Annotated in this window: 14 protein-coding genes; 4 read left to right on the top strand and 10 right to left on the bottom strand. The window is 69.4% G+C overall.

The genetic code is table 11. The features are described 5' to 3' along the window. The first annotated feature begins 61 nt into the window (after window positions 1–61). Together ACFYZ3_RS17885 and ACFYZ3_RS17880 are read left to right on the top strand one after the other, a co-directional pair. Window positions 62–1,279: an acetyl-CoA C-acyltransferase gene (locus tag ACFYZ3_RS17885; protein WP_007445303.1), complete on the top strand. Its 1,218-nt coding sequence runs from the start codon at window positions 62–64 to the stop codon at window positions 1,277–1,279. Then, entirely contained in the window at window positions 1,276–3,405 is a 2,130-nt protein-coding gene (locus ACFYZ3_RS17880; protein WP_388518266.1) for a 3-hydroxyacyl-CoA dehydrogenase NAD-binding domain-containing protein, read from the top strand. The genes ACFYZ3_RS17885 and ACFYZ3_RS17880 overlap by 4 nt, the downstream gene beginning before the upstream one ends. Before the next feature lie 316 nt (window positions 3,406–3,721). On the opposite strand, the gene ACFYZ3_RS17875 is transcribed toward ACFYZ3_RS17880, so the two are convergent. After that, window positions 3,722–4,747: a hypothetical protein gene (locus tag ACFYZ3_RS17875; RefSeq protein WP_388518264.1), complete on the bottom strand. Its 1,026-nt coding sequence runs from the start codon at window positions 4,745–4,747 to the stop codon at window positions 3,722–3,724. 103 nt (window positions 4,748–4,850) lie between these two features. Between ACFYZ3_RS17875 and ACFYZ3_RS17870 the strand changes: the two genes are divergently transcribed. After that, a complete protein-coding gene (locus ACFYZ3_RS17870) occupies window positions 4,851–5,228 on the top strand; it encodes an NTP pyrophosphohydrolase (RefSeq protein ID WP_388518261.1) in 378 nt (125 codons plus the stop codon). A gap of 49 nt (window positions 5,229–5,277) precedes the next feature. Here ACFYZ3_RS17870 and ACFYZ3_RS17865 read toward each other — a convergent pair whose 3' ends face one another. Continuing rightward, window positions 5,278–6,789 (bottom strand): amino acid permease, encoded by a 1,512-nt coding sequence (locus tag ACFYZ3_RS17865; RefSeq protein WP_388518258.1) that lies wholly within the window; start codon window positions 6,787–6,789, stop codon window positions 5,278–5,280. A gap of 175 nt (window positions 6,790–6,964) precedes the next feature. Further along, window positions 6,965–8,893, bottom strand: coding sequence for a 1-deoxy-D-xylulose-5-phosphate synthase (dxs, locus tag ACFYZ3_RS17860; protein ID WP_388518255.1), 1,929 nt, complete (start codon window positions 8,891–8,893; stop codon window positions 6,965–6,967). Between the two features lie 413 nt (window positions 8,894–9,306). On the opposite strand from dxs, the gene ACFYZ3_RS17855 reads away from it, so the two are divergent. Then, window positions 9,307–10,830, top strand: a complete 1,524-nt coding sequence (locus tag ACFYZ3_RS17855) for a glycosyl hydrolase family 18 protein (protein ID WP_388518252.1) — start codon at window positions 9,307–9,309, stop codon at window positions 10,828–10,830. Between the two features lie 98 nt (window positions 10,831–10,928). Here ACFYZ3_RS17855 and ACFYZ3_RS17850 read toward each other — a convergent pair whose 3' ends face one another. The 7 genes from ACFYZ3_RS17850 to ngcE form a co-directional block, all read right to left on the bottom strand. Next, window positions 10,929–12,221: a sugar ABC transporter permease gene (locus ACFYZ3_RS17850; protein WP_388518249.1), complete on the bottom strand. Its 1,293-nt coding sequence runs from the start codon at window positions 12,219–12,221 to the stop codon at window positions 10,929–10,931. Next, window positions 12,218–13,009, bottom strand: a complete 792-nt coding sequence (locus ACFYZ3_RS17845) for an ATP-binding cassette domain-containing protein (RefSeq protein WP_388518246.1) — start codon at window positions 13,007–13,009, stop codon at window positions 12,218–12,220. The genes ACFYZ3_RS17850 and ACFYZ3_RS17845 overlap by 4 nt, the downstream gene beginning before the upstream one ends. Window positions 13,010–13,167: 158 nt before the next feature. Then, window positions 13,168–14,271, bottom strand: a complete 1,104-nt coding sequence (locus tag ACFYZ3_RS17840) for a sugar ABC transporter substrate-binding protein (protein WP_388518751.1) — start codon at window positions 14,269–14,271, stop codon at window positions 13,168–13,170. A gap of 133 nt (window positions 14,272–14,404) precedes the next feature. Next, window positions 14,405–15,616 carry an ROK family transcriptional regulator gene (locus ACFYZ3_RS17835; protein ID WP_362025632.1) on the bottom strand — a complete coding sequence of 404 codons (1,212 nt, stop codon included), beginning with the start codon at window positions 15,614–15,616 and terminating at the stop codon, window positions 14,405–14,407. A 233-nt stretch (window positions 15,617–15,849) separates the two neighbouring features. Next, entirely contained in the window at window positions 15,850–16,758 is a 909-nt protein-coding gene (locus ACFYZ3_RS17830; protein ID WP_388518243.1) for a carbohydrate ABC transporter permease, read from the bottom strand. Further along, entirely contained in the window at window positions 16,755–17,816 is a 1,062-nt protein-coding gene (locus ACFYZ3_RS17825; protein ID WP_361006751.1) for a sugar ABC transporter permease, read from the bottom strand. The genes ACFYZ3_RS17830 and ACFYZ3_RS17825 overlap by 4 nt, the downstream gene beginning before the upstream one ends. A gap of 7 nt (window positions 17,817–17,823) precedes the next feature. Beyond that, window positions 17,824–19,236, bottom strand: coding sequence for an N-acetylglucosamine/diacetylchitobiose ABC transporter substrate-binding protein (gene ngcE, locus ACFYZ3_RS17820; protein WP_388518239.1), 1,413 nt, complete (start codon window positions 19,234–19,236; stop codon window positions 17,824–17,826). Window positions 19,237–19,668 lie beyond the last annotated feature (432 nt).

Raw genomic sequence — 19,668 nt, 5'->3', positions numbered from 1 at the left:
GCGCGCGCTCAGTGCATGCGTGCCGCAGCAGTGCCATCCCGCACCCTGGAGGAGAGCCATCGTGCCTCGTACCGTCAGGGACGTCGTCTTCGTCGACGGCGTCCGCACCCCGTTCGGCAAGGCGGGCCCGAAGGGCGTCTACCACGAGACCCGCGCCGACGACCTGGTCGTGAAGGCGATCCGGGAGCTGCTGCGCCGCAACCCCGGTCTCGACCCCAAGAAGATCGACGAGGTCGCCGTCGCCGCGACCACGCAGATCGGCGACCAGGGCCTGACCATCGGCCGCACCGCCGGCATCCTGGCGGGCCTGCCCACCTCGGTCCCGGGCTACTCCATCGACCGCATGTGCGCGGGCGCCCTGACCGCCGTCACCTCGGTGGCCGGCTCGGTCGCCTTCGGCGCGTACGACGTCGCGATCGCGGGCGGTGTCGAGCACATGGGCCGCCACCCGATGGGCGAGGGCGTGGACCCGAACCCGCGGTTCGTCAGCGAGAAGCTGGTCGACGAGTCCGCCCTGTTCATGGGCATGACCGCCGAGAACCTGCACGACCGCTACCCGAGCATCACCAAGCAGCGCGCGGACGAGTACGCCGTGCGCTCGCAGGAGAAGGCCGCCAAGGCCTACGCCAACGGCCAGATCCAGGCCGACCTGGTGCCGGTCTCGGTGCGCCGCACCAACGAAGAGGCGGGCGAGACGGGCTGGGGCCTGGTCACCGCCGACGAGCCGATGCGTCCGGGCACCACGCTGGAGAACCTGGCGGGCCTGAAGACGCCGTTCCGCGTGCACGGCCGGGTCACCGCGGGCAACGCGGCCGGTCTGAACGACGGCGCGACCGCCTCCCTCATCGCGAGCGAGGACTTCGCCCGCGAGAACAACCTGCCGGTCAAGATGCGCCTGGTCGCGTACTCGTTCGCGGGCGTGGAGCCGGAGGTCATGGGCTACGGCCCGATCCCGGCCACGGAGAAGGCCCTGGCCCAGGCCGGCCTGTCCATCGACGACATCGGCCTGTTCGAGATCAACGAGGCCTTCGCCGTCCAGGTCCTCGCCTTCCTGGAGCACTACGGCATCGCCGACGACGACGCGCGCGTCAACCAGTACGGCGGCGCCATCGCCTTCGGTCACCCGCTGGCCTCCTCCGGCGTCCGCCTGATGACGCAGCTGGCCCGCCAGTTCGAGGAGCAGCCGCACGTCCGCTACGGCCTGACCACCATGTGCGTCGGCTTCGGCATGGGCGCGACGGTCATCTGGGAGAACCCGCACTTCGAGGGGGACAAGTGAGCACCACCGCAGAGCTGCTGAAGGGTGCGGCCGAGCTGTTCCCCGGCGAGGTCGTCACCAGCGCCCACGTGCGCCACTTCGACCTCCCCCTGGGCGCCGGCCGCTTCGCGCTCGTCACCCTGGACAACGGCCACGACCACACCAAGCCGACCACGCTCGGCCCGCAGTCGCTGGCGAACATCGACGCCGCGCTCGACCAGGTCGAGAAGGAGGCCGCGGACGGCGACATCGTCGGCGTCGGCGTCACCGGCAAGCCGTTCATCTTCGCGGTGGGCGCCGACCTCAAGGGCGTCGAGCTGCTGAAGCGGCACGAGGACGCGCTGGCCATCGGCAAGGGCGGCCACGACGTCCTCAAGCGCCTGGCGAACCTCGCGGTGCCGTCGTTCGCGTACTACAACGGCGCGGCCATGGGCGGCGGCGTCGAGATCGGCCTGCACTGCACCTACCGCACGGTGTCGGCGGCCCTCCCCGCGTTCTCCCTTCCCGAGGTCTTCCTCGGCCTGGTCCCCGGCTGGGGCGGCTGCACCCTGCTGCCGAACCTGATCGGCGCCGAGAAGGCCGTCTCGGTCGTCATCGAGAACAGCCTCAACCAGAACAAGCAGCTCAAGGGCGCGCAGGTCCACGAACTCGGCATCGCGGACGCGATCTTCGAGGGTGCGGACTTCCTGGAGCAGTCGCTGCTGTGGACGGCGTCCGTCCTCAAGGGCGAGATCACCGTCGAGCGTCCGCTGATCGACCGCGGCGAGGCCTGGGACCAGGCCGTCGCCAAGGGCCGCTTCATCGCCGACGGCAAGGTGCACGGCGCCGCCCCGGCCGCCTACCGCGCCCTGGACATCATCGCCGCCGCCAAGAACGGCGACCTCCAGCAGGGCTACGACGCCGAGGACCAGGCCCTCGCCGACCTGATCATGGGCGGCGAGCTGCGCTCCGGCATCTACGCCTTCAACCTGGTCCAGAAGCGCGGCAAGCGCCCCGCGGGCGCCCCGGACAAGTCGCTGGCCCGCCCGGTCACCAAGGTGGGCGTGGTCGGCGCCGGCCTGATGGCCTCCCAGCTCGCGCTGCTCTTCCTGCGCCGCCTGGAGGTCCCGGTCGTCCTGACCGACATCGACCAGGAGCGCGTCGACAAGGGTGTGGGCTACGTCCACGCCGAGATCGACAAGCTGCTCGGCAAGGGCCGCATCAACCAGGACAAGGCGAACCGCCTCAAGGCCCTGGTGACCGGCGTCCTGGACAAGGCCGAGGGCTTCGCGGACGCCGACTTCGTCATCGAGGCCGTCTTCGAGGAGATGGGCGTCAAGCAGAAGGTCTTCGCGGAGGTCGAGGCGGTCGCCCCGGCGCACGCGATCCTGGCGACGAACACCTCCTCCCTCTCCGTCTCGGAGATGGCGTCGAAGCTGAAGCACCCCGAGCGGGTCGTCGGCTTCCACTTCTTCAACCCGGTCGCGATCCTCCCGCTCCTGGAGATCGTCCGCGGCGAGCAGACCGACGAGGCCTCGCTGGCCACGGCGTTCGGCGTCGCCAAGAAGCTGAAGAAGACCGCGGTCCTGGTCAAGGACGCCCCGGCGTTCGTGGTCAACCGCATCCTGACCCGCTTCATGGGCGAGATCCAGAACGTCATCGACGAGGGCACGCCGGTCGCGGTGGCGGAGAAGGCGGTGGAGCCCCTCGGCCTGCCGATGTCTCCCCTGGTCCTCCTGGAGCTGGTCGGCCCGGCCATCGGCCTGCACGTCTCGGAGACCCTCAACCGGGCGTTCCCCGAGCGCTTCACGGTCTCCCCGAACCTGAAGGCGGTCGTCGAGGCGGGCAAGCGCGGCTTCTACGTCTACGACAGCGGCAAGCCCGAGCTGGACCCGGAGGTCGCCGCACTGCTCAAGCAGGGCGACTCGGTCCTGACGGAGGAGCAGGTGCGGGCCCGGGTGCTCGACGCGGTGGCCCAGGAGATCGGCCTGATGCTCGACGAGGGCGTCGTCGCCGAGGCCCAGGACATCGACCTCTGCCTGATCACCGGCGCCGGCTGGCCCTTCCACCTGGGCGGCATCACGCCGTACCTGGACCGCGAGGGCGTCTCGGAGCGGGTGAACGGGAAGCGGTTCCTGGAGGCCGGGGTGGCGTCGGTTCCGGCGTAACGCGAACAGGTCTTCCGGTGCCCGGCACGCCATTCGGTGTGCCGGGCACCGGCCTTTCCACAGGGCCGCCGACTCCCGCGAAAGGGAAACCGCGGATCGATCACCATGTGGAGACAATGTGACGTTATAGAAACGCTCACGTCATACAATGTGCCGATCCCGGTCGCTTTTTCTGGGGGGGCAGATCCGGGCAGCGGAAGGACAACAACACAAATCCCGGAGTCGGCGAAGAAGTCCCCCGCGGGCGGCAAGACTTCCTGACGCACCGAGGGCGGCTCCGGTCCCTCGGTCCGGCCCGTCGGTTCCGCCGGCCCGCTCAGAACGCCCCCCACGCCACCAGCGCCAGCCCCGCCTCGTCCTTCCGCCGGGTCAGCAGCAGCTGTCCGGTCGACGGGGACAGGGTCGCCGCCACCAGCCGGCCGTCGGCGTCCAGGGCCAGGGCCACGGTCGCGTCGGCCGGCAGTGCGGGGCCCGACTCGGTCCAGGCCGCGCCGGCCTCCTCCGTCTCCGAGGGGTACGCGGCGAAGGCGACGCGGCCGCTGCCCGCCGCACGCTGGGCGACCACGGTGCAGTCGTAGCCGTCTATGACGGTGCGGACGGCGGACACGGGGCCGGGGCCGGCGGCGGGTACCAGGGGTGCCGGTTTCCCGCCGGGGCGCCAGGCGCGCAGCTCACCGGTGTCGTCGTCGGTGAAGAAGACCGTGGTGTGCTCGGCGGAGGTCGCCAGGGCGCGCAGGGTGCCCGGGCGGACCGCGGCGTGGAGGCGCTCCCCCAGCACCATGCGGGTGCCCGGCCCCTCCTGACTCCAGTGCAGGATCCCGCCCTCCACGGGCGCGTACAGCTCGACCAGGCCGGTCTGGGTCGTCACGGCCACGGGCGACTCCTGGACGCGGCTGCCCGTCAGGTCCCGCCACGGCGCCCAGCCGCCCTTCTCCCGCTGAGCCACCATGCTCATGCCGCCGCCACCGTTGCGGACGAAGACGTGGGCGCGTCCCTGCGCGTCGACCGCGACGGTGGGAGATCCGGTGCGGTCGCCCTGCTTGTTGGGGTGGCCGGTCGGCTGCCAGTCCAGGGGCGCGAGCAGCGGCCGGTAGTGCGTGGTGTGCGCGAGGCCGGAGCGGTCGGCACCGGTGGGCTGCCAGGCGACCAGATGGGCGTAACCGTCCGCGCCCTGCCCGACCGCGAGGCCGCCCGGACGCAGGGTCTTGTCGCCGCCGGCCCGGCGCGGGGCCTCCCAGCGCCCGCCGGGTGTGCTCTCGGCACGCCACAGGGCGGCGTCGTCCGCCTGGAAGTACACACTGAGGCGGCCGTCGCGGCCGAGGAGAAGCCAGTCGCCGTTCACCGGTTCACTCTAAGCGGGAGAACCCGCTCCGTGACGAGCGGGTACGGCCGCCGACGGCGGGGGAAAAGGGGGCGGCGAGGGCGGGGCGTGCGACCCTGACGGCATGGAGGACAACGCGAACCCGCTCGTCGTCGTCGACGCCGCGAACGTCGTCGGCTCGGTGCCCGACGGCTGGTGGCGGGACCGGCGCGGGGCCGCCGAGCGGCTGCGGGACCGGCTGGCGGCGGACGGGGTGCCGGGGCGGGCCGGGCCGGTGGACATCGTGCTCGTCGTCGAGGGCGCGGCCCGCGGGGTGGAGTCCGTGCCCGGCGTACGGGTGGAGTCGGCGCCCGGCAGCGGGGACGACCACATGGTCGACCTGGTCGCGCGGGCGGCGGACGACCGCCCCGTCCTGGTGGTGACGGCCGACCGCGAACTGCGCCGCCGGGTGACCGCGCTGGGCGCGGAGGTGGCGGGGCCCCGGACGGTGCGGCCCGGGTGAGACACGGCCCCGTACCGCCCCGGGACCCCGGCGCGACGGAGCGGTGGGGCTACGTGCCGGACGGTTCGGCCGGGTCGGCCGGTGACTCCTCGCCGCGGGCCAGGCGGCTGTGGGTGCGGCCGTAGAGGAAGTACACGACGAAGCCGATCGCCATCCAGATCGCGAACCGGACCCAGGTCTCGGCGGGCAGGTTCAGCATCAGCCACAGCGAGGCGGCCACGGACACGATGGGCAGCAGCGGGACCAGCGGGGTGCGGAAGGCGCGCGGCAGGTCCGGCCGGGTCCGGCGCAGGATGATCACGCTGATCGCGACGACGACGAAGGCGAAGAGCGTGCCGATGTTCACCAGTTCGGCCAGCTCGCTGAGGCTGGTGAAACCGGCGACGATCGCGATGACCACGCCGAGCAGGATGGTCGGCCGGTAGGGGGTGCGGAACTTCGGGTGGACGTGGGAAAAGAAGCGCGGCAGCAGTCCGTCGCGGCTCATCGCGAAGAACACCCGGCTCTGGCCGAGGAGCAGGATCATGCAGACCGTGGTGAGGCCGACGGCCGCGCCGAAGCTGATCACTCCGGAGAAGAAGGGATGGCCCGTGGCCTTGAAGGCGTCGGCGAGCGGGGCGTCCACGGAGAGCTTGGTGTAGTGCTGCATGCCGGTGACGACGATCGAGACCGCGACGTAGAGGATGGTGCAGATGATCAGGGAGCCGAGGATGCCGCGGGGCATGTCGCGCTGCGGGTTCCTGGTCTCCTCGGCGGCGGTGGCGACGATGTCGAAGCCGATGAAGGCGAAGAAGACGACCGAGGCGGCCGTGAAGATGCCCATCACGCCGAAGTTGGCCGGCGCCCAGCCGAACATCAGCTGGATGAGGGGCGAGTGCAGTCCCCCGCCCGCCTCGACGGGCTGCGACTTCGGGATGAAGGGGTCGTAGTTGGCGCTCTTGACGAAGAAGGCGCCCGCGATGATCACGATGAGGACCACCGCCACCTTGATGGCGACGACGAGCGAGGTGATCCGCGCCGACAGCTTCATGCCGAGGACGAGGATGGCGGTGAGCACCAGCACCAGGGCCGCGGCGAGGATGTCGAAGCCGAAGCCCTCCGCGCCGTCGCGCCCGCCCAGCTCCGCCGGCATGTGCCAGCCGGCGTTGTCCATCAGCGAGCGGATGTAGCCCGACCAGCCGACGGCCACCACCGCCGTGCCGAGCGCGAACTCCAGGACCAGGTCCCAGCCGATGATCCAGGCGGGCAGTTCGCCCAGCGAGGCGTAGGAGAAGGTGTACGCGGAGCCGGCCACCGGCACGGTGGAGGCGAACTCGGCGTAGCACAGCGCGGCGAGCGCGCAGACGACTCCGGCGACGACGAACGCCAGGGCCGTGGCGGGTCCGGCGTTGTCCTTGGCGACGGTGCCGGTCAGTACGAAGATGCCGGTGCCGATGACGACGCCGATACCGAAGACGGTCAGGTCCAGCGCCGACAGGGATTTCTTGAGCGCGTGCTCGGGTTCCTCCGTGTCACGGATGGACTGCTCGATCTTCTTGGTCCTGAAGAGGGTGTTGCTCACGGGGACCTCCCACGCTTGTCGTCCTCGACATGATCGAGAGGGGGCGTACTGCGTATGCCCCGGCGTGGGCGATTTCACGCGGATGGGCCGGTTCCGCCACTGCAACGAGTGGTGGAACCGGCCCATCCGGCCCAGTGCGGAGTTGTGGAGTTGCTCAGCTCCCGCGTGCGCGGTGTCAGTCGCGCGCGGCCTCCACCTGGTCCACCTCGGCGCCCGCGCGGTCGTACTTGCCGTCGAGCTTGGCGACCAGACCGGTCACCTGGCGCGCGATGTCGGGCGCGGTGAGCCCGATCTCGGCCAGCACCTCGGCGCGCGAGGCGTGGTCGAGGAAGCGCGGCGGGATGCCGAAGTCGCGCAGCGGTACGTCGACGCCGGCGTCGCGCAGGGCCTGGGAGACGGCGGAGCCGACACCGCCGACGCGGGAGTTGTCCTCGACGGTGACGACGACGCGGTGCCGGTCGGCGAGCGGGGCCATGGCCTCGTCGACGGGCTTGACCCAGCGCGGGTCGACCACGGTGGTGGAGATGCCCTGCTTGTTCAGCAGGTCGGCGATCTCCAGGCACATCGGCGCGAGGGCGCCGACCGAGACCAGGAGCACGTCGGGCGTGTCGGTGCCGGGGGCGCGCAGCACGTCCATGCCGCCGACCCGGCCGACGGCGGGTACGGCGGGGCCGACGGCGCCCTTGGAGAAGCGGACCACGGTGGGCGCGTCGTCCACCGCGACGGCCTCGCGCAGCTGGGCGCGGACCTGGTCGGCGTCGCGCGGGGCGGCGAGCCTGAGGCCGGGGACGACCTGGAGGATCGACATGTCCCACATGCCGTTGTGGGAGGCGCCGTCGGTGCCGGTGACACCGGCCCGGTCCAGCACGAAGGTCACGCCGCACTTGTGCAGGGCGACGTCCATCAGCACCTGGTCGAAGGCGCGGTTGAGGAAGGTGGCGTACACGGCGAAGACCGGGTGGACGCCGCCGTGCGCGAGGCCGGCCGCGGAGACCGCGCCGTGCTGCTCGGCGATGCCGACGTCGTAGACGCGGTCGGGGAAGGCCTTGGCGAACTTGTCGAGGCCGACCGGCTGGAGCATCGCGGCCGTGATGGCGACGACGTCGTCGCGTTCCTTGCCGAGCTTGAGCATCTCGTCGCCGAAGACGGACGTCCAGTCGGCGCCGGAGGTGGAGATGGGCAGGCCGGTGTCGGGGTGGATCTTGCCGACGGCGTGGAAGCGGTCGGCCTCGTCCTGGAGGGCGGGCTGGTAGCCGCGGCCCTTCTCGGTGAGGCAGTGCACGATCACCGGGCCGCCGAAGCGCTTGGCCCGGGTGAGGGCGGACTCCAGGGCCTCCAGGTCGTGGCCGTCGATCGGGCCGACGTACTTGAGGCCGAGGTCCTCGAACATGCCCTGGGGGGCGATGAAGTCCTTCAGGCCCTTCTTGGCGCCGTGCAGGGTGTCGTAGAGCGGGCGGCCGACGACCGGGGTGCGCTCCAGGACCTCCTTGGTGCGGGCCAGGAAGCGCTCGTAGCCGTCGGTGGTGCGCAGGGTCGCCAGGTGGTTGGCGAGGCCGCCGATGGTGGGCGCGTAGGAGCGCTCGTTGTCGTTGACGACGATGACGAGCGGGCGGTCCTTGGCGGCGGCGATGTTGTTCAGCGCCTCCCAGGCCATGCCGCCGGTGAGGGCTCCGTCGCCGATGACGGCGACGACGTGGTCGTCGCGCTCCAGCACCTGGTTGGCCTTCGCGATGCCGTCGGCCCAGCCGAGGACCGTGGAGGCGTGGCTGTTCTCGATGACGTCGTGCTCGGACTCGGCCTGCGAGGGGTAGCCGGACAGGCCGCCCTTCATCTTCAGCTTCGAGAAGTCCTGGCGGCCGGTGAGCAGTTTGTGCACGTAGGACTGGTGGCCCGTGTCCCAGAGCACCTTGTCCTTCGGCGATTCGAAGACCCGGTGCAGGGCGAGGGTGAGTTCCACCACGCCGAGGTTGGGGCCGAGGTGGCCGCCGGTCTTGGAGACGGCGTCGACGAGGAAGGTACGGATCTCCTCGGCCAGCTGAGTCAGCTCTTCCAGGCTGAGCCGGTCCAGATCGCGCGGTCCCGTGATGCGGGTCAGCAGCGGCACCCGTGCCTCCTTGCAGTAGAGCTGTTGCCGGGCTCGTCGAGTCTAATGTTCCGCTCCGGCGGAACGTGTCCGGGCGGTGCGTCGTACGTCACGCGTTCGGCCTTACCCACGGGCGGGCCGTTCTACGTCTTCCCGGCCGGCTCTGCGTCTTCCCGGCCGGCTCGGCGTCCTCGCGGGCGGCTCGGCGTCATCGCGAGCGGCGGGGTCCGGCTTGGGGACACCTTTACCCGAGTGGTCCAGTCCGCGGGGCGCACGGTGTGCAGGCCGGGGGGCGCCCGGCCCCGCGAATTGGTCTAGTCCCATTCTGGTCCAGACCATTGCGTCCCCCGTCGCTCCGGCGATATCCCCGTACCCGGCAACACCCCAGCACAGCACGGGAATCGACGTTCCACCCCACACACACCGGGACTGACATGAGACGCATGCGTTCCATCCGGGCGGCCCTCACCGCGGCCGCCACCACCGTGGCCGCGGTGGGCCTCGCCCTGTCCGGCACCGGCGCGGCCCAGGCGGCGACCCCGCTGCCGGACCGGGTCTTCGCGCCGTACTTCGAGGCCTGGACCGGCGAGAGCCCGGCCGCGCTGGCCGCCCAGTCGGGTGCCAAGCACCTGACCATGGCCTTCCTCCAGACGGCGACCCCGGGGTCCTGCACGCCGTACTGGAACGGCGACACGTCGATGCCGATCGCGCAGTCGACCTTCGGCGCCGACTTCGACACCATCCAGGCGAACGGGGGCGACGTCATCCCCTCGTTCGGCGGCTACACGGCCGACACCACCGGCACCGAGATCGCCGACAGCTGCACCGACGTCCAGCAGATCGCCGCGGCCTACGAGAAGGTCATCACGACCTACGACGTCTCCCGGCTCGACATGGACATCGAGATCGACGCGCTGGACAACACCGCGGGCATCGACCGCCGCAACAAGGCCATCAAGCTGGTCCAGGACTGGGCCGCCGACAACGGTCGCGACATCGAGATCTCCTACACCCTGCCCACCACCACCCGCGGTCTGGCGAGCAACGGCGTCGCCCTGCTCGAGAACGCCGTGGCGAACGGCACCAAGGTCGACGTCGTGAACCTCATGACGTTCGACTACTACGACAACCAGCCCCACGACATGGCCCGGGACACCCAGACGGCGACCCAGGGGCTGCACGACGTGCTGGCCCGGCTCTACCCGGACAAGTCCTCGGCCGAGCTGTGGCACATGATCGGCGTCATCGAGATGATCGGCGTCGACGACTTCGGACCGGCGGAGACCTTCACCCTGGACAACGCGCGCACCGTCTACGACTGGGCCCTGGACCAGAGCATCAACACGCTCTCCTTCTGGGCGCTCCAGCGGGACAACGGGAGCTGCGCGGGCGGCGGCGCGGCCGACAACTGCTCCGGCATCCAGCAGAACACCTGGGACTTCTCGCACATCTTCGCGCCCTTCACCAGCGGCAGCACCGCCCCGGAGAACGACTTCTCCCTCTCCGCGGGCCCGGCCTCCGGCACGGTGACCGCGGGCGCCTCGGCCACCACCACCGTGAGGACCGCGGTGAAGTCGGGCCAGGCAGAGACGGTGCGGCTCGGCGCGAGCGGGGTACCGGCTGGTGTCACCGCGTCCTTCAGCCCCGCCTCGGTCACGGCGGGCGGACAGTCGACGCTGACCCTCGCCACCACCGACCAGGCCGTCTCGGGCACGTACTCCGTCACGGTCACCGGCACCACCCCGTCCGGCAGCCACAGCACCACGTACGCGCTGACCGTCACCGGCGGCAACGGCAGCCAGTGCACGGCCGCCCCGTGGAACTCGGGCGCGGTCTACACCGGCGGGCAGCAGGTCTCCCACGAGGGGCACACCTGGAAGGCCAAGTGGTGGACGACCGGCGAGGAGCCCGGGACCACCGGCCAGTGGGGCGTCTGGCAGGACCTCGGCGCCTGCTGAGGTGAGCGGGGCGTACTGACACGACACAGCGGTCCGCCCGCCGGCCCAGGGCTCAGCTGGGCGGGCGGGCGGACCGTCGTCGGCCGTGCGGCGGCTTGCTACGCGCGGCCGGCCGTCTTCTGCGTCTTGCGGGTGATCGCGTCGATGACGACCGTCGCCAGCAGCACACCACCGGTGATCATGTACTGGACCGGCGAGGCGATGCCCTCCAGGGCGAGGCCGTACTGGATCGAGACGATGACCATCACACCGAGCAGCGCGTCCCAGGTGCGGCCGCGGCCGCCGAAGAGGGACGTGCCGCCGATCACGGCCGCGGCGATGACGTTCATCAGGAACTCACCGGTGCCCGCGCCCTGGTTGGCGGCGGCGATCTTCGAGGCCACGAAGAGGCCGCCGATCGCGGCGAAGCCACCCGCGATCGCGAAGACCGAGATCCGGATCAGCTCCACGTTGATGCCGGCGCGGCGGGACGCCTCGACGCTGCCACCGAGGGCGAAGATCTTGCGACCGTAGGCGGTGCGGCGCAGGACGAAGTCCGTGAGCAGCAGGAACGCCAGGAAGATCACCACGGCCAGCGGCAGGCCCTTGTACTGGTTGAAGACGATCGCCACGACGAACGCCAGGATCGCCAGCAGCACCGTGCGCACGATGATCTCGTTCAGCGGCCGGGAGGGCACTCCGGCCGCCTCGCGGCGCCGGCTGTCGAAGAACGCGCTGAGGAAGTACCCCGCGGTCACGACGACCGCCAGGCCGTAGGCGGCGGCCACGTCGCTGAAGTAGTAGCTGGTCATCTTGACGACGATGCCCTCGGAGTCGAGGTTGATCGTGCCGTTGCTGCCCAGGATCTGCAGCATGAAGCCCTGCCAGAACAGCAGTCCGGCCAGCGTCACGGCGAAGGCCGGCACGCCGATGCGGGCGAAGACGAAGCCGTGGATGGCACCGGCCACGGTGCCGGTGAGGACGGAGAGCAGCAGGGCGAGCCACTCGTTCATCCCGTGCGTGACGCTGAGCACCGCGAAGGTGGCGCCCGCCACACCGCTGACCGAGCCGACCGACAGGTCGATCTCGCCGAGCAGCAGGACGAAGACGATACCGACGGCGATCATGCCGGTGCCGACCATGGCCACCGACATGTCGGAGATGTTGCCGGCGGTGAGGAAGTTGGAGTTCAGGCTGGTGAAGATGGCCCAGATGATCAGCAGACCGACGACGACCGGTATGGACCCGAGGTCACCGGCCTTCATCTTCCGCTTGAACTCGGCGAGGTAGCCCGCGAAGCCCTGCTCGCGCACCAGCAGCCGCGGGTCTACCGCGGTGGCCGCGCCGGAGGCCGCGGCGGGGTTCTCCACCGCGTGGTCCTCGGCGGGGGTGGAGGTCTTGTCGATGCTCACTTCTTGATCTCCCCATTGGTGCGCGCCGCACGACGGGTCACGGCGTTCTCCGTGGCGCCCGTGATGGCGGAGATGATCTCTTCCTGCGAGGTCGACTTGACCTCGAAGACACCGTTGTTGCGCCCGAGGCGCAGGACGGCGACCTTGTCGGCGACCGCCTTGACGTCGGCCATGTTGTGGCTGATGAGGATGACGGCGTGGCCGCGCTCGCGCAGCCGCTCCACGAGGTCGAGGACCTGCGCGGTCTGCTCGACACCGAGGGCGGCGGTGGGCTCGTCGAGGATGACCAGCTTGGGCTCGCCGAGCATGGACCGGGCGATCGCCACCACCTGGCGCTGACCGCCGGAGAGCGAGGCGATCGGGATGCGCACGCTCGGGATGCGGATGGACAGCGTGTCGAGGAGCTCGCGGGAGCGGCGCTCCATCTCCACCTCGTCCAGGACGCCGCGCCTGCGGATCTCCCGGCCCAGGTAGAGGTTGCCGACGACGTCGATGTTGTCGCACAGCGCGAGGTCCTGGTAGACGGTCGCGATGCCGAGGTTCTGGGCGTCGTGCGGCCTGTTGATCGAGACGGACTTGCCGTCCCACTCGATGGCGCCCTCATCGATGGGGTGGACGCCGGCGATCGTCTTGACCAGCGTGGACTTTCCGGCGCCGTTGTCGCCCACCAGGGCGACCACCTCACCGGCGTGGACCTCAAGCTCTACGTCGGTGAGCGCCTGGACGGCACCGAATCGCTTGGAGACCCCGCGCAACGCCAGCACGGGCGTAGCGGACACGTGAACCATCTCCTTCGCCGCCTGACCCGGCGGGAGGTTGTGCAGAAGTATTGGGGGGTGTTCCGTCCGGCGCCCCGCGTAGCTTGCGGGGCTGATGGGTGCGGGGCGCCGGAGGAGCTGGGGCGGCCGGTCCCGGGCGGCTCAGCCGGCTCGGGACGCGGGTCCGCTTACTTGAGGCCGATCTTGTCGCAGGCGGCCTTGTACTTGTCCGTGCAGATCTCGTCGATCGTGTAGAAGCCGTCCTTGATGACGGTCTCCTTGATGTTGTCCTTGGTCAGCGAGACGACCGGGACGATGACCGCGGGGACGCCCTTGGTGGTGGCGCTGTCGACCTTGTCGTTGGCGATGGAGTCGAGCGACTCGCCCTTGGCCAGCGCGACGGCCATCTCGGCCGCGGTCTCGGCCTCCTTGGGGTAGGACTTGAAGACGCTCATGTACTGCTCGCCGGTGACGATGCGCTGCACACCCGCGAGCTCGGCGTCCTGGCCGGTGACCGGGATGTTGGTGATGCCGGCGCGCTTCAGGGCGGTGATGGAGCCGCCCGCCATGCCGTCGTTGGCGGAGTAGACGCCGTCGATGTTGTCCTTGCCGAGCGCGGAGATCGCGGCGTCCATGTTGGCGTTGGCGTTCTCCGGCTTCCACTCCTTGGTGTCGTACTCGCGGCCGATCTTCACCTTGCCGTCGAGGACGGAATGGGCGCCCTCCTTGAACTGGGCGGCGTTCGGGTCCGTGGAGGAGCCGTTCATCATGACGATCTGGCTGTCCTTGGCCTTGTCGCCCAGCGCCTTCAGGAGCGCCTCGCCCTGCGTCTTGCCGACCGTGACGTTGTCGAACGAGGTGTAGGCGTCGATCGGGCCCTCGGCCAGGCGGTCGAAGGCGACGACCTTGATGCCGGCGTCGTGGGCCTTCTTCACCGAGCCCGCGATGGCCTTGTAGTCCACCGCGTCGACGATGAGCACGTCCACCTTGTTGGTGATCATCGTCTCGACCTGCTGGTTCTGCAGGCTGGCGTCCTGCTTGGCGTTGTTGTAGACGACCTTGCCCTTGTTGTTCGTGAGCTCCTTGACCTTCTTCTCGATCATGGGCTTGTCGAACTTCTCGTACCGAGCGGTCTGGTTCTCCGGAAGGAGCAGGCCGACCGTGATGTCGTCGCCCTTCTTCGCCGCCGAGTCGGACGAGTCGCTGCCGCCGTCGGACTCCTTGGCGCTGCCACAGGCGGCGAGCGAGACGGCCATCGCGGTGGTGGCAACGGCAACGGCGGCACGACGCATACGCGTGTTCACTTCACAAACCTCCCTGACGAGGCCGCGTCGTTGCGGCCGAGGTGGCTGGAAGTCAACTCGGCCACACGTGCGACGTCAAGAAGTAAATCCTTAACGAGATGACAACGGTGCCATCCGTGCTCTAAGTGAAGGCAGGCGTGGCCGCCGGCAGAGCGCCGGTCGCAGACCCGTCCAAGAGTGTCGAATCGCCCATCTCGCTAAGGGCGAGGGCGAGGGCTCCGAGCACCTCCGCACGGCCGCCAAGGGCCCCGGGAAGCACCGAGAGCTGCCGCGCCGCGCTGGGGATGGCGTAACGCCCGACGGACTCTCTTATCGGCCCGAGCACCAGCTCGCCGGCCTCGGCGAGATCGCCGCCGAGGACGACGCGGCTCGGGTTGAGCAGGTTGCAGAGGTTGGCGACTCCACTGCCGATGTGGCGGCCGACGTCGGCGATCACCCGACGGCAACCGGGGTCACCGTCCCGCGCCAGCCGCACGACGCCCTCCATCGTCAGATCGGTGCCGTGGCTGGGCTGGAGGAGCGGAAGCACATAGCGTGCTGCCGCGAAGGTCTCCAGGCAACCCCGGTTTCCGCACCGGCAGACGGGCCCGGCCTCATCCAGGGTGATATGACCGATTTCGCCCGCTGTGCCGCCGGGTCCGCGATAGATCTTCCCGTTGATCACCAGCCCGGCGCCGACACCGCTGGCGACCTTGATGTACGCCAGGTCCCGCACCCCCCGGCCACTGCCCCAGACCAGCTCGCCCAGGGCGCCCAGGTTGGCGTCGTTGTCCACGTGCACCGGCACGCCGAGCCGCCCCCGCAGCTCCTCGGCGGGCCGGGTGCCGCCCCAGCCGGGCAGGATGGCGGTCGAGCCCAGCGTCCCGGACTCCACGTCGATCGGGCCCGGCACGCCCAGGCCCACCCCGGCGATCTTGGCGCGGTCCACGCCGGTGGCCGCGATCAGCCGGCTGACCAGCTGTTCCGCCCGGTCGAAGCCCTGGTCCGAGGAGGCGTCGACGTCCAGCGGCTCGGACTCCTCGGCGAGCACCTGATGGGCCAGGTTGCCGACGGCGACCCGCAGGTGGGTGTGGCCGAAGTCCACGCCGATGACGATGCCGGCGTCCCCGCTCAGCGAGACGCTGCGGGCCCGGCGGCCGCCCGCGGAGGTGGGCGTGACCTCGACGGTCCCGCCGTCCTTCAGTTCCCGGACGATGTTCGAGACCGTGGCCGCGGACAGTCCCGTCGTCCTCGCGATCTCCGCCTGCGTGAGCGAACCGGCGAGCCGTACCGCCCGTACGACGCGTTCCAGGTTGGCTCGGTGCAGCGAAGACTGCGACCCGGGAGTCTCCATTGACTCTCACCCTCATCCCCTGGGTCCGCGTCACCCGGTGCGATGCGGACCTTGTACAAGTTATGAACCCCAAACTCCGCTGGATCGCCCAGTGGCGTCAAGCCCTTGAAAGAAATCGGTTCCACGCCGTTCCCACGGTCGGCTGCCGGTGGTACGCCGCAGGGGTCCGTCCCCGGAGAGCTGCCTCTCCGGGGACGGACCCCTGCGTACGACGGGTGAAGCGGCCGTGGGCGTCAGCGGAAGGTGCCCTGCGACACCGAACCGGCGATCCGCCGCTGGAAGACGCAGTACACGAGCAGTACGGGCACCACCGTGACCACGATCGCCGCGAACAGCGCACCGTAGTCGATGTCGTAGACCTGCGAGGACGCGTAGGCGGCCATGCCTTGGGTGAGGACCCACTTGTCCTGGTCGGTGTTGAGCGCCACCGGCAGCAGGAACTGGTTCCACAGGCCCAGGAAGTTGAAGATCGCCACCGCCGCCATGCCCGGGCGGGCCATCGGCAGCATCACCTGGAAGAACGCCCGCCAGTCCCCGGCACCGTCGATCAGCGCGGCCTCGTACACGTCGTGCGGCAGCGACCGGAAGAACGAATAGAGGAAGAACATCGTGAACGGCAGCGCGAACGCGACATAGGTGAGGATCAGTCCGGGACGTGTGTTCAGCAGCCCGAAGTTCTGCAACTGGAAGAAGAGCGGAACGATCGCCAGGAAAACCGGGAAAGTCAGGCCGGCGAGCATCACGTAGTAGATCAGCCGGCGTCCGGGGAACTCGAACCGGGCGAGAACGTAGGCGCACATCGCGCCGAGCAGCATCACCAGGATCAGCGCCGAGACCACGACGATCACGGAATTCAGGAAGTACTTTCCGATGTTCGCGTCGGTCCACGCGTTCGCGTAGTTCTCGAAGCGCCAGTGATCCGGCAGCGAGAACGGCGACGAAAGGATCTCGCCGGTCGATTTGAACGACGACACCAGGACCCACAGCATGGGCACGATCACGATCACGGACCACAGGATCAGCAGGGCGTGCGAGATCGCCGCGAATCTGCGGTCGCTGCTCGCGGCGGCCCTCGTCAGCTTGCGGTCGCTCGCCGGTTTCCGGTCACTGGCCGGCTTGCGGTCGGCGGTGATGACGCTCACCGGGCACCTCCCTTGGCTGCGGCACGCCGAGCCCGGGACCCAGGTGCTTTCCTCTTGCTCTCGCCCTCGCCGCCGCCCGTGAGGCGGTTGACGAGGAACACCAGCGCCGCGAACACCAGGGTGACGGCGGCGAGGACGACGCCCATCGCGGTGGCGTAGCCAAACTGCTGCTTGGCGAAAGCGACGTTGAACAGACGCTGGCTGATCGTCAGGGTCGAGTTGTCCGGGCCGCCGTTCGGCACCATCGCCTGGACGTAGACGAACGCGTCGAGGGCGGCGATGCCCAGGTAGATGTACGCCGTCTGCACGCTGTCCCGGATCGCCGGCAGGGTGATCGAGATCGTGGTGCGCAGCCGGCCGGCCCCGTCGATCTTCGCCGCCTCGTACAGCTCGCCGGGAACGCCCTTGATCGCGGCGATGAAGAGCACCGCGTAGAAGCCGACGAGCCCCCAGATGATGACGAACATCACGGCCGGCATCGCGGCCGCCTTCTCGCCCAGCCACGCGAACGCGTCGAACTGGTCGAGGCCGAGGCCGGTGAGGACGCCGTTGAGCAGGCCGGCGTTCGGGTCGTACATCTGCGCCCAGATCAGACCGACGATGATCGCCGGCACGACGTAGGGGAAGAACGAGATGATCCGGTAGAACGACGCTCCCCGGATCCCTCGGACGGGACCCTTGCTGGGCCCGCCCAGGGTGATGGCGACGGCGACCCCGAGGGCCAGCGTCAGCGTCACCAGCGGCACGAAGGCCGCGAGGAGTGCGACGTTGCGCAAGGCCTTCAGGAAGATGTCGTCCTGGAACATCTTGGTGAAGTTGTCGAAGCCGACGAAGTTGTAGTCCGGGCTGAAGCCGCGCCAGTCGGTCATCGCCCAGAAGATCGCCTGGCCGAACGGGATCAGAACGAAGATCACGAAGATGGCCAGCGGGACACCGAGGAACGCGAGGAAGAACGTCACCCGGTCGAACGTGAGCCTGCGGCGCCGTGGCCGCCCGCCGCGAGCGGCCGGCTCGGGCCGGCGGCTCGCGGCGTCGGAGGTGGTGGTGTTGTCTTTCATCCCTGTACTAGCTGATCTTGATCTTGTCGATGGAGTCGTCGTCCCGGACCTTGTCGGAGATCTTCTGCAGGGCCGAAGTGAGGCCCTTGCGGTCGAGGTCACCGGAGAGGAACGAGTTCCACGGCACCAACTGGTCGGTGTTCATGCCGTAGGCCTCGACGAACCGCCTCATGTCGTAGATGTTGTCGCCCGCGGCCTCGAGCATCGTCGTCTGGGAGACGAGGGCGGCCGATCCGAAGCCGTCGGCGGGCACGGTGCCCTTGACCACCGTCGGGGCCAGCTTCGTCTTGGAGAAGTTGGCGGCCGCCTTCTCGGACAGCATCGCCCGCAGCACTTCCTTGCCGCCCGCCGGGTTCTTGCCCTGCTTGGGCACGATGAACGGCTCGCCCGCCGCGGCGTGGAGCGACTCGTAGGGCAGCTTCGGCTTGTCCGTGAGCGTCATCTCCGGGAAGCCGGTCATCTGGAAGTCCTTCTTGGTGGCCTTGGCCATCTCGTTCTCGATCCAGCCACCGGACGGGTAGAGCAGCGCCTTCTGGTCGTTGCTCCAGATCGCCTGTGCCTTCTGGAATTGGGTGCCGGAGCCGCCGGGGACGAACATCTTCTCCTTGATCATGGTCTCCATGACCTTGAGGACGCCCTGGATGGCCGGATGCGACCAGGCGTTCTTCTCGAGATTGCCGAGAGCGAGCCGGACCTCGTCGCCGCCCTCCTTGATCGCCGAGGCGAACAGCATCGTCTGGTAGTAGGTCGCGGCTTCCTTGCCGTGGACGAAGAGGTACTTGCCCTTCTTCTTCGCCTTCTGGCCGAGGTCGAGCGCCTCGTCCCAGGTCTTCGGCGGGGTCCAGCCGTTCTCCTCGAAGAGCGTCTTCGAGTACCAGACGCCGTACACCGTCATCACGTACCGGAGCGCGACGAACTTGCCGTTGTACGTTCCGGGGTCCTTGACGCCGGGGTAGACGATGTCGGCGATCTTCTTGCCCTCGTAGGTGTTGGCCTCGAAGAGGTCGTCGAGCTCCTCCAGCTGGTCGAGGATGCCGAGGAAGCCGATCTGGTCCTCACCGGAGTTGTCGATGAGGTCCGGCGGGTTGCCGCCGACGAAGCGGGGCTGGAGCTGGGGGGCGATGTCGACGACCGGCTTGACCTGGACCTTGAGTCCCTTGACCTGGCTGCCGAGCACCTGGTTGGTGTAGTCGACGTAGTCGGTGCCGTAGCCGCCGTCGAAGATGGCCGCTTCGACCGAGGAGTTCGCGGCGGCACCGAACGGGTTGTTGGCGCTCTTCTCGCCCTTCGGGCCGCCGTCGCCGTCGCCGTCCTCGCTGGAGGGAGAGCTGCAGGCCATCGCGAACGAGCCCATCGCCGCGGTGGCGATGGCGCCGCGCAGGAGCGTCCGCCTGTCAAGAGAGCCGGCACGAATGGTCATCTTTGCATCCTCACTGATCGATTGGTTCTGTCCGGGTGTGCGGCGTTGTCGCCGTTGTCTCGGAGCCGCGGTGCGGCGCCGATGATCAGCTGAGCGATGCCGGCACAACAGTCGCCGGGGCCGGAGCTGCGGTCGCGCTCCGCCTGATCAGATCGTGATGGCCCACGCCGGTGGTGGATCCCATGCTCAAGTCCTCGCCTTCTCCAGGACTCAGGCGGTGAACCGGATCCTCCCCGGCACCGCGTTCGGGTCAAGCTGGGTCGTGCAGGAAATGCGGCCGTACAAGGTCGGGTGCGGTGAAGATGCCCCGGAGTGCCGACAGGTATAGTCCACTTTCACTTGGCGGAGCAAGATCGAATGCAAGGTTCACGGTACGTCTTTTCCGAGTTGAGACCTCCCGGAAATATGAGTGGCCTGTGCACCGCATGCCGG

Source organism: Streptomyces sp. NPDC001599 (genome assembly GCF_042893535.1).
Classification (GTDB): Bacteria; Actinomycetota; Actinomycetes; order Streptomycetales; family Streptomycetaceae; genus Streptomyces.
The sequence above is the reverse complement of the archived record's forward strand: the minus strand, read 5'-3'. Positions and strand labels throughout refer to the sequence as shown.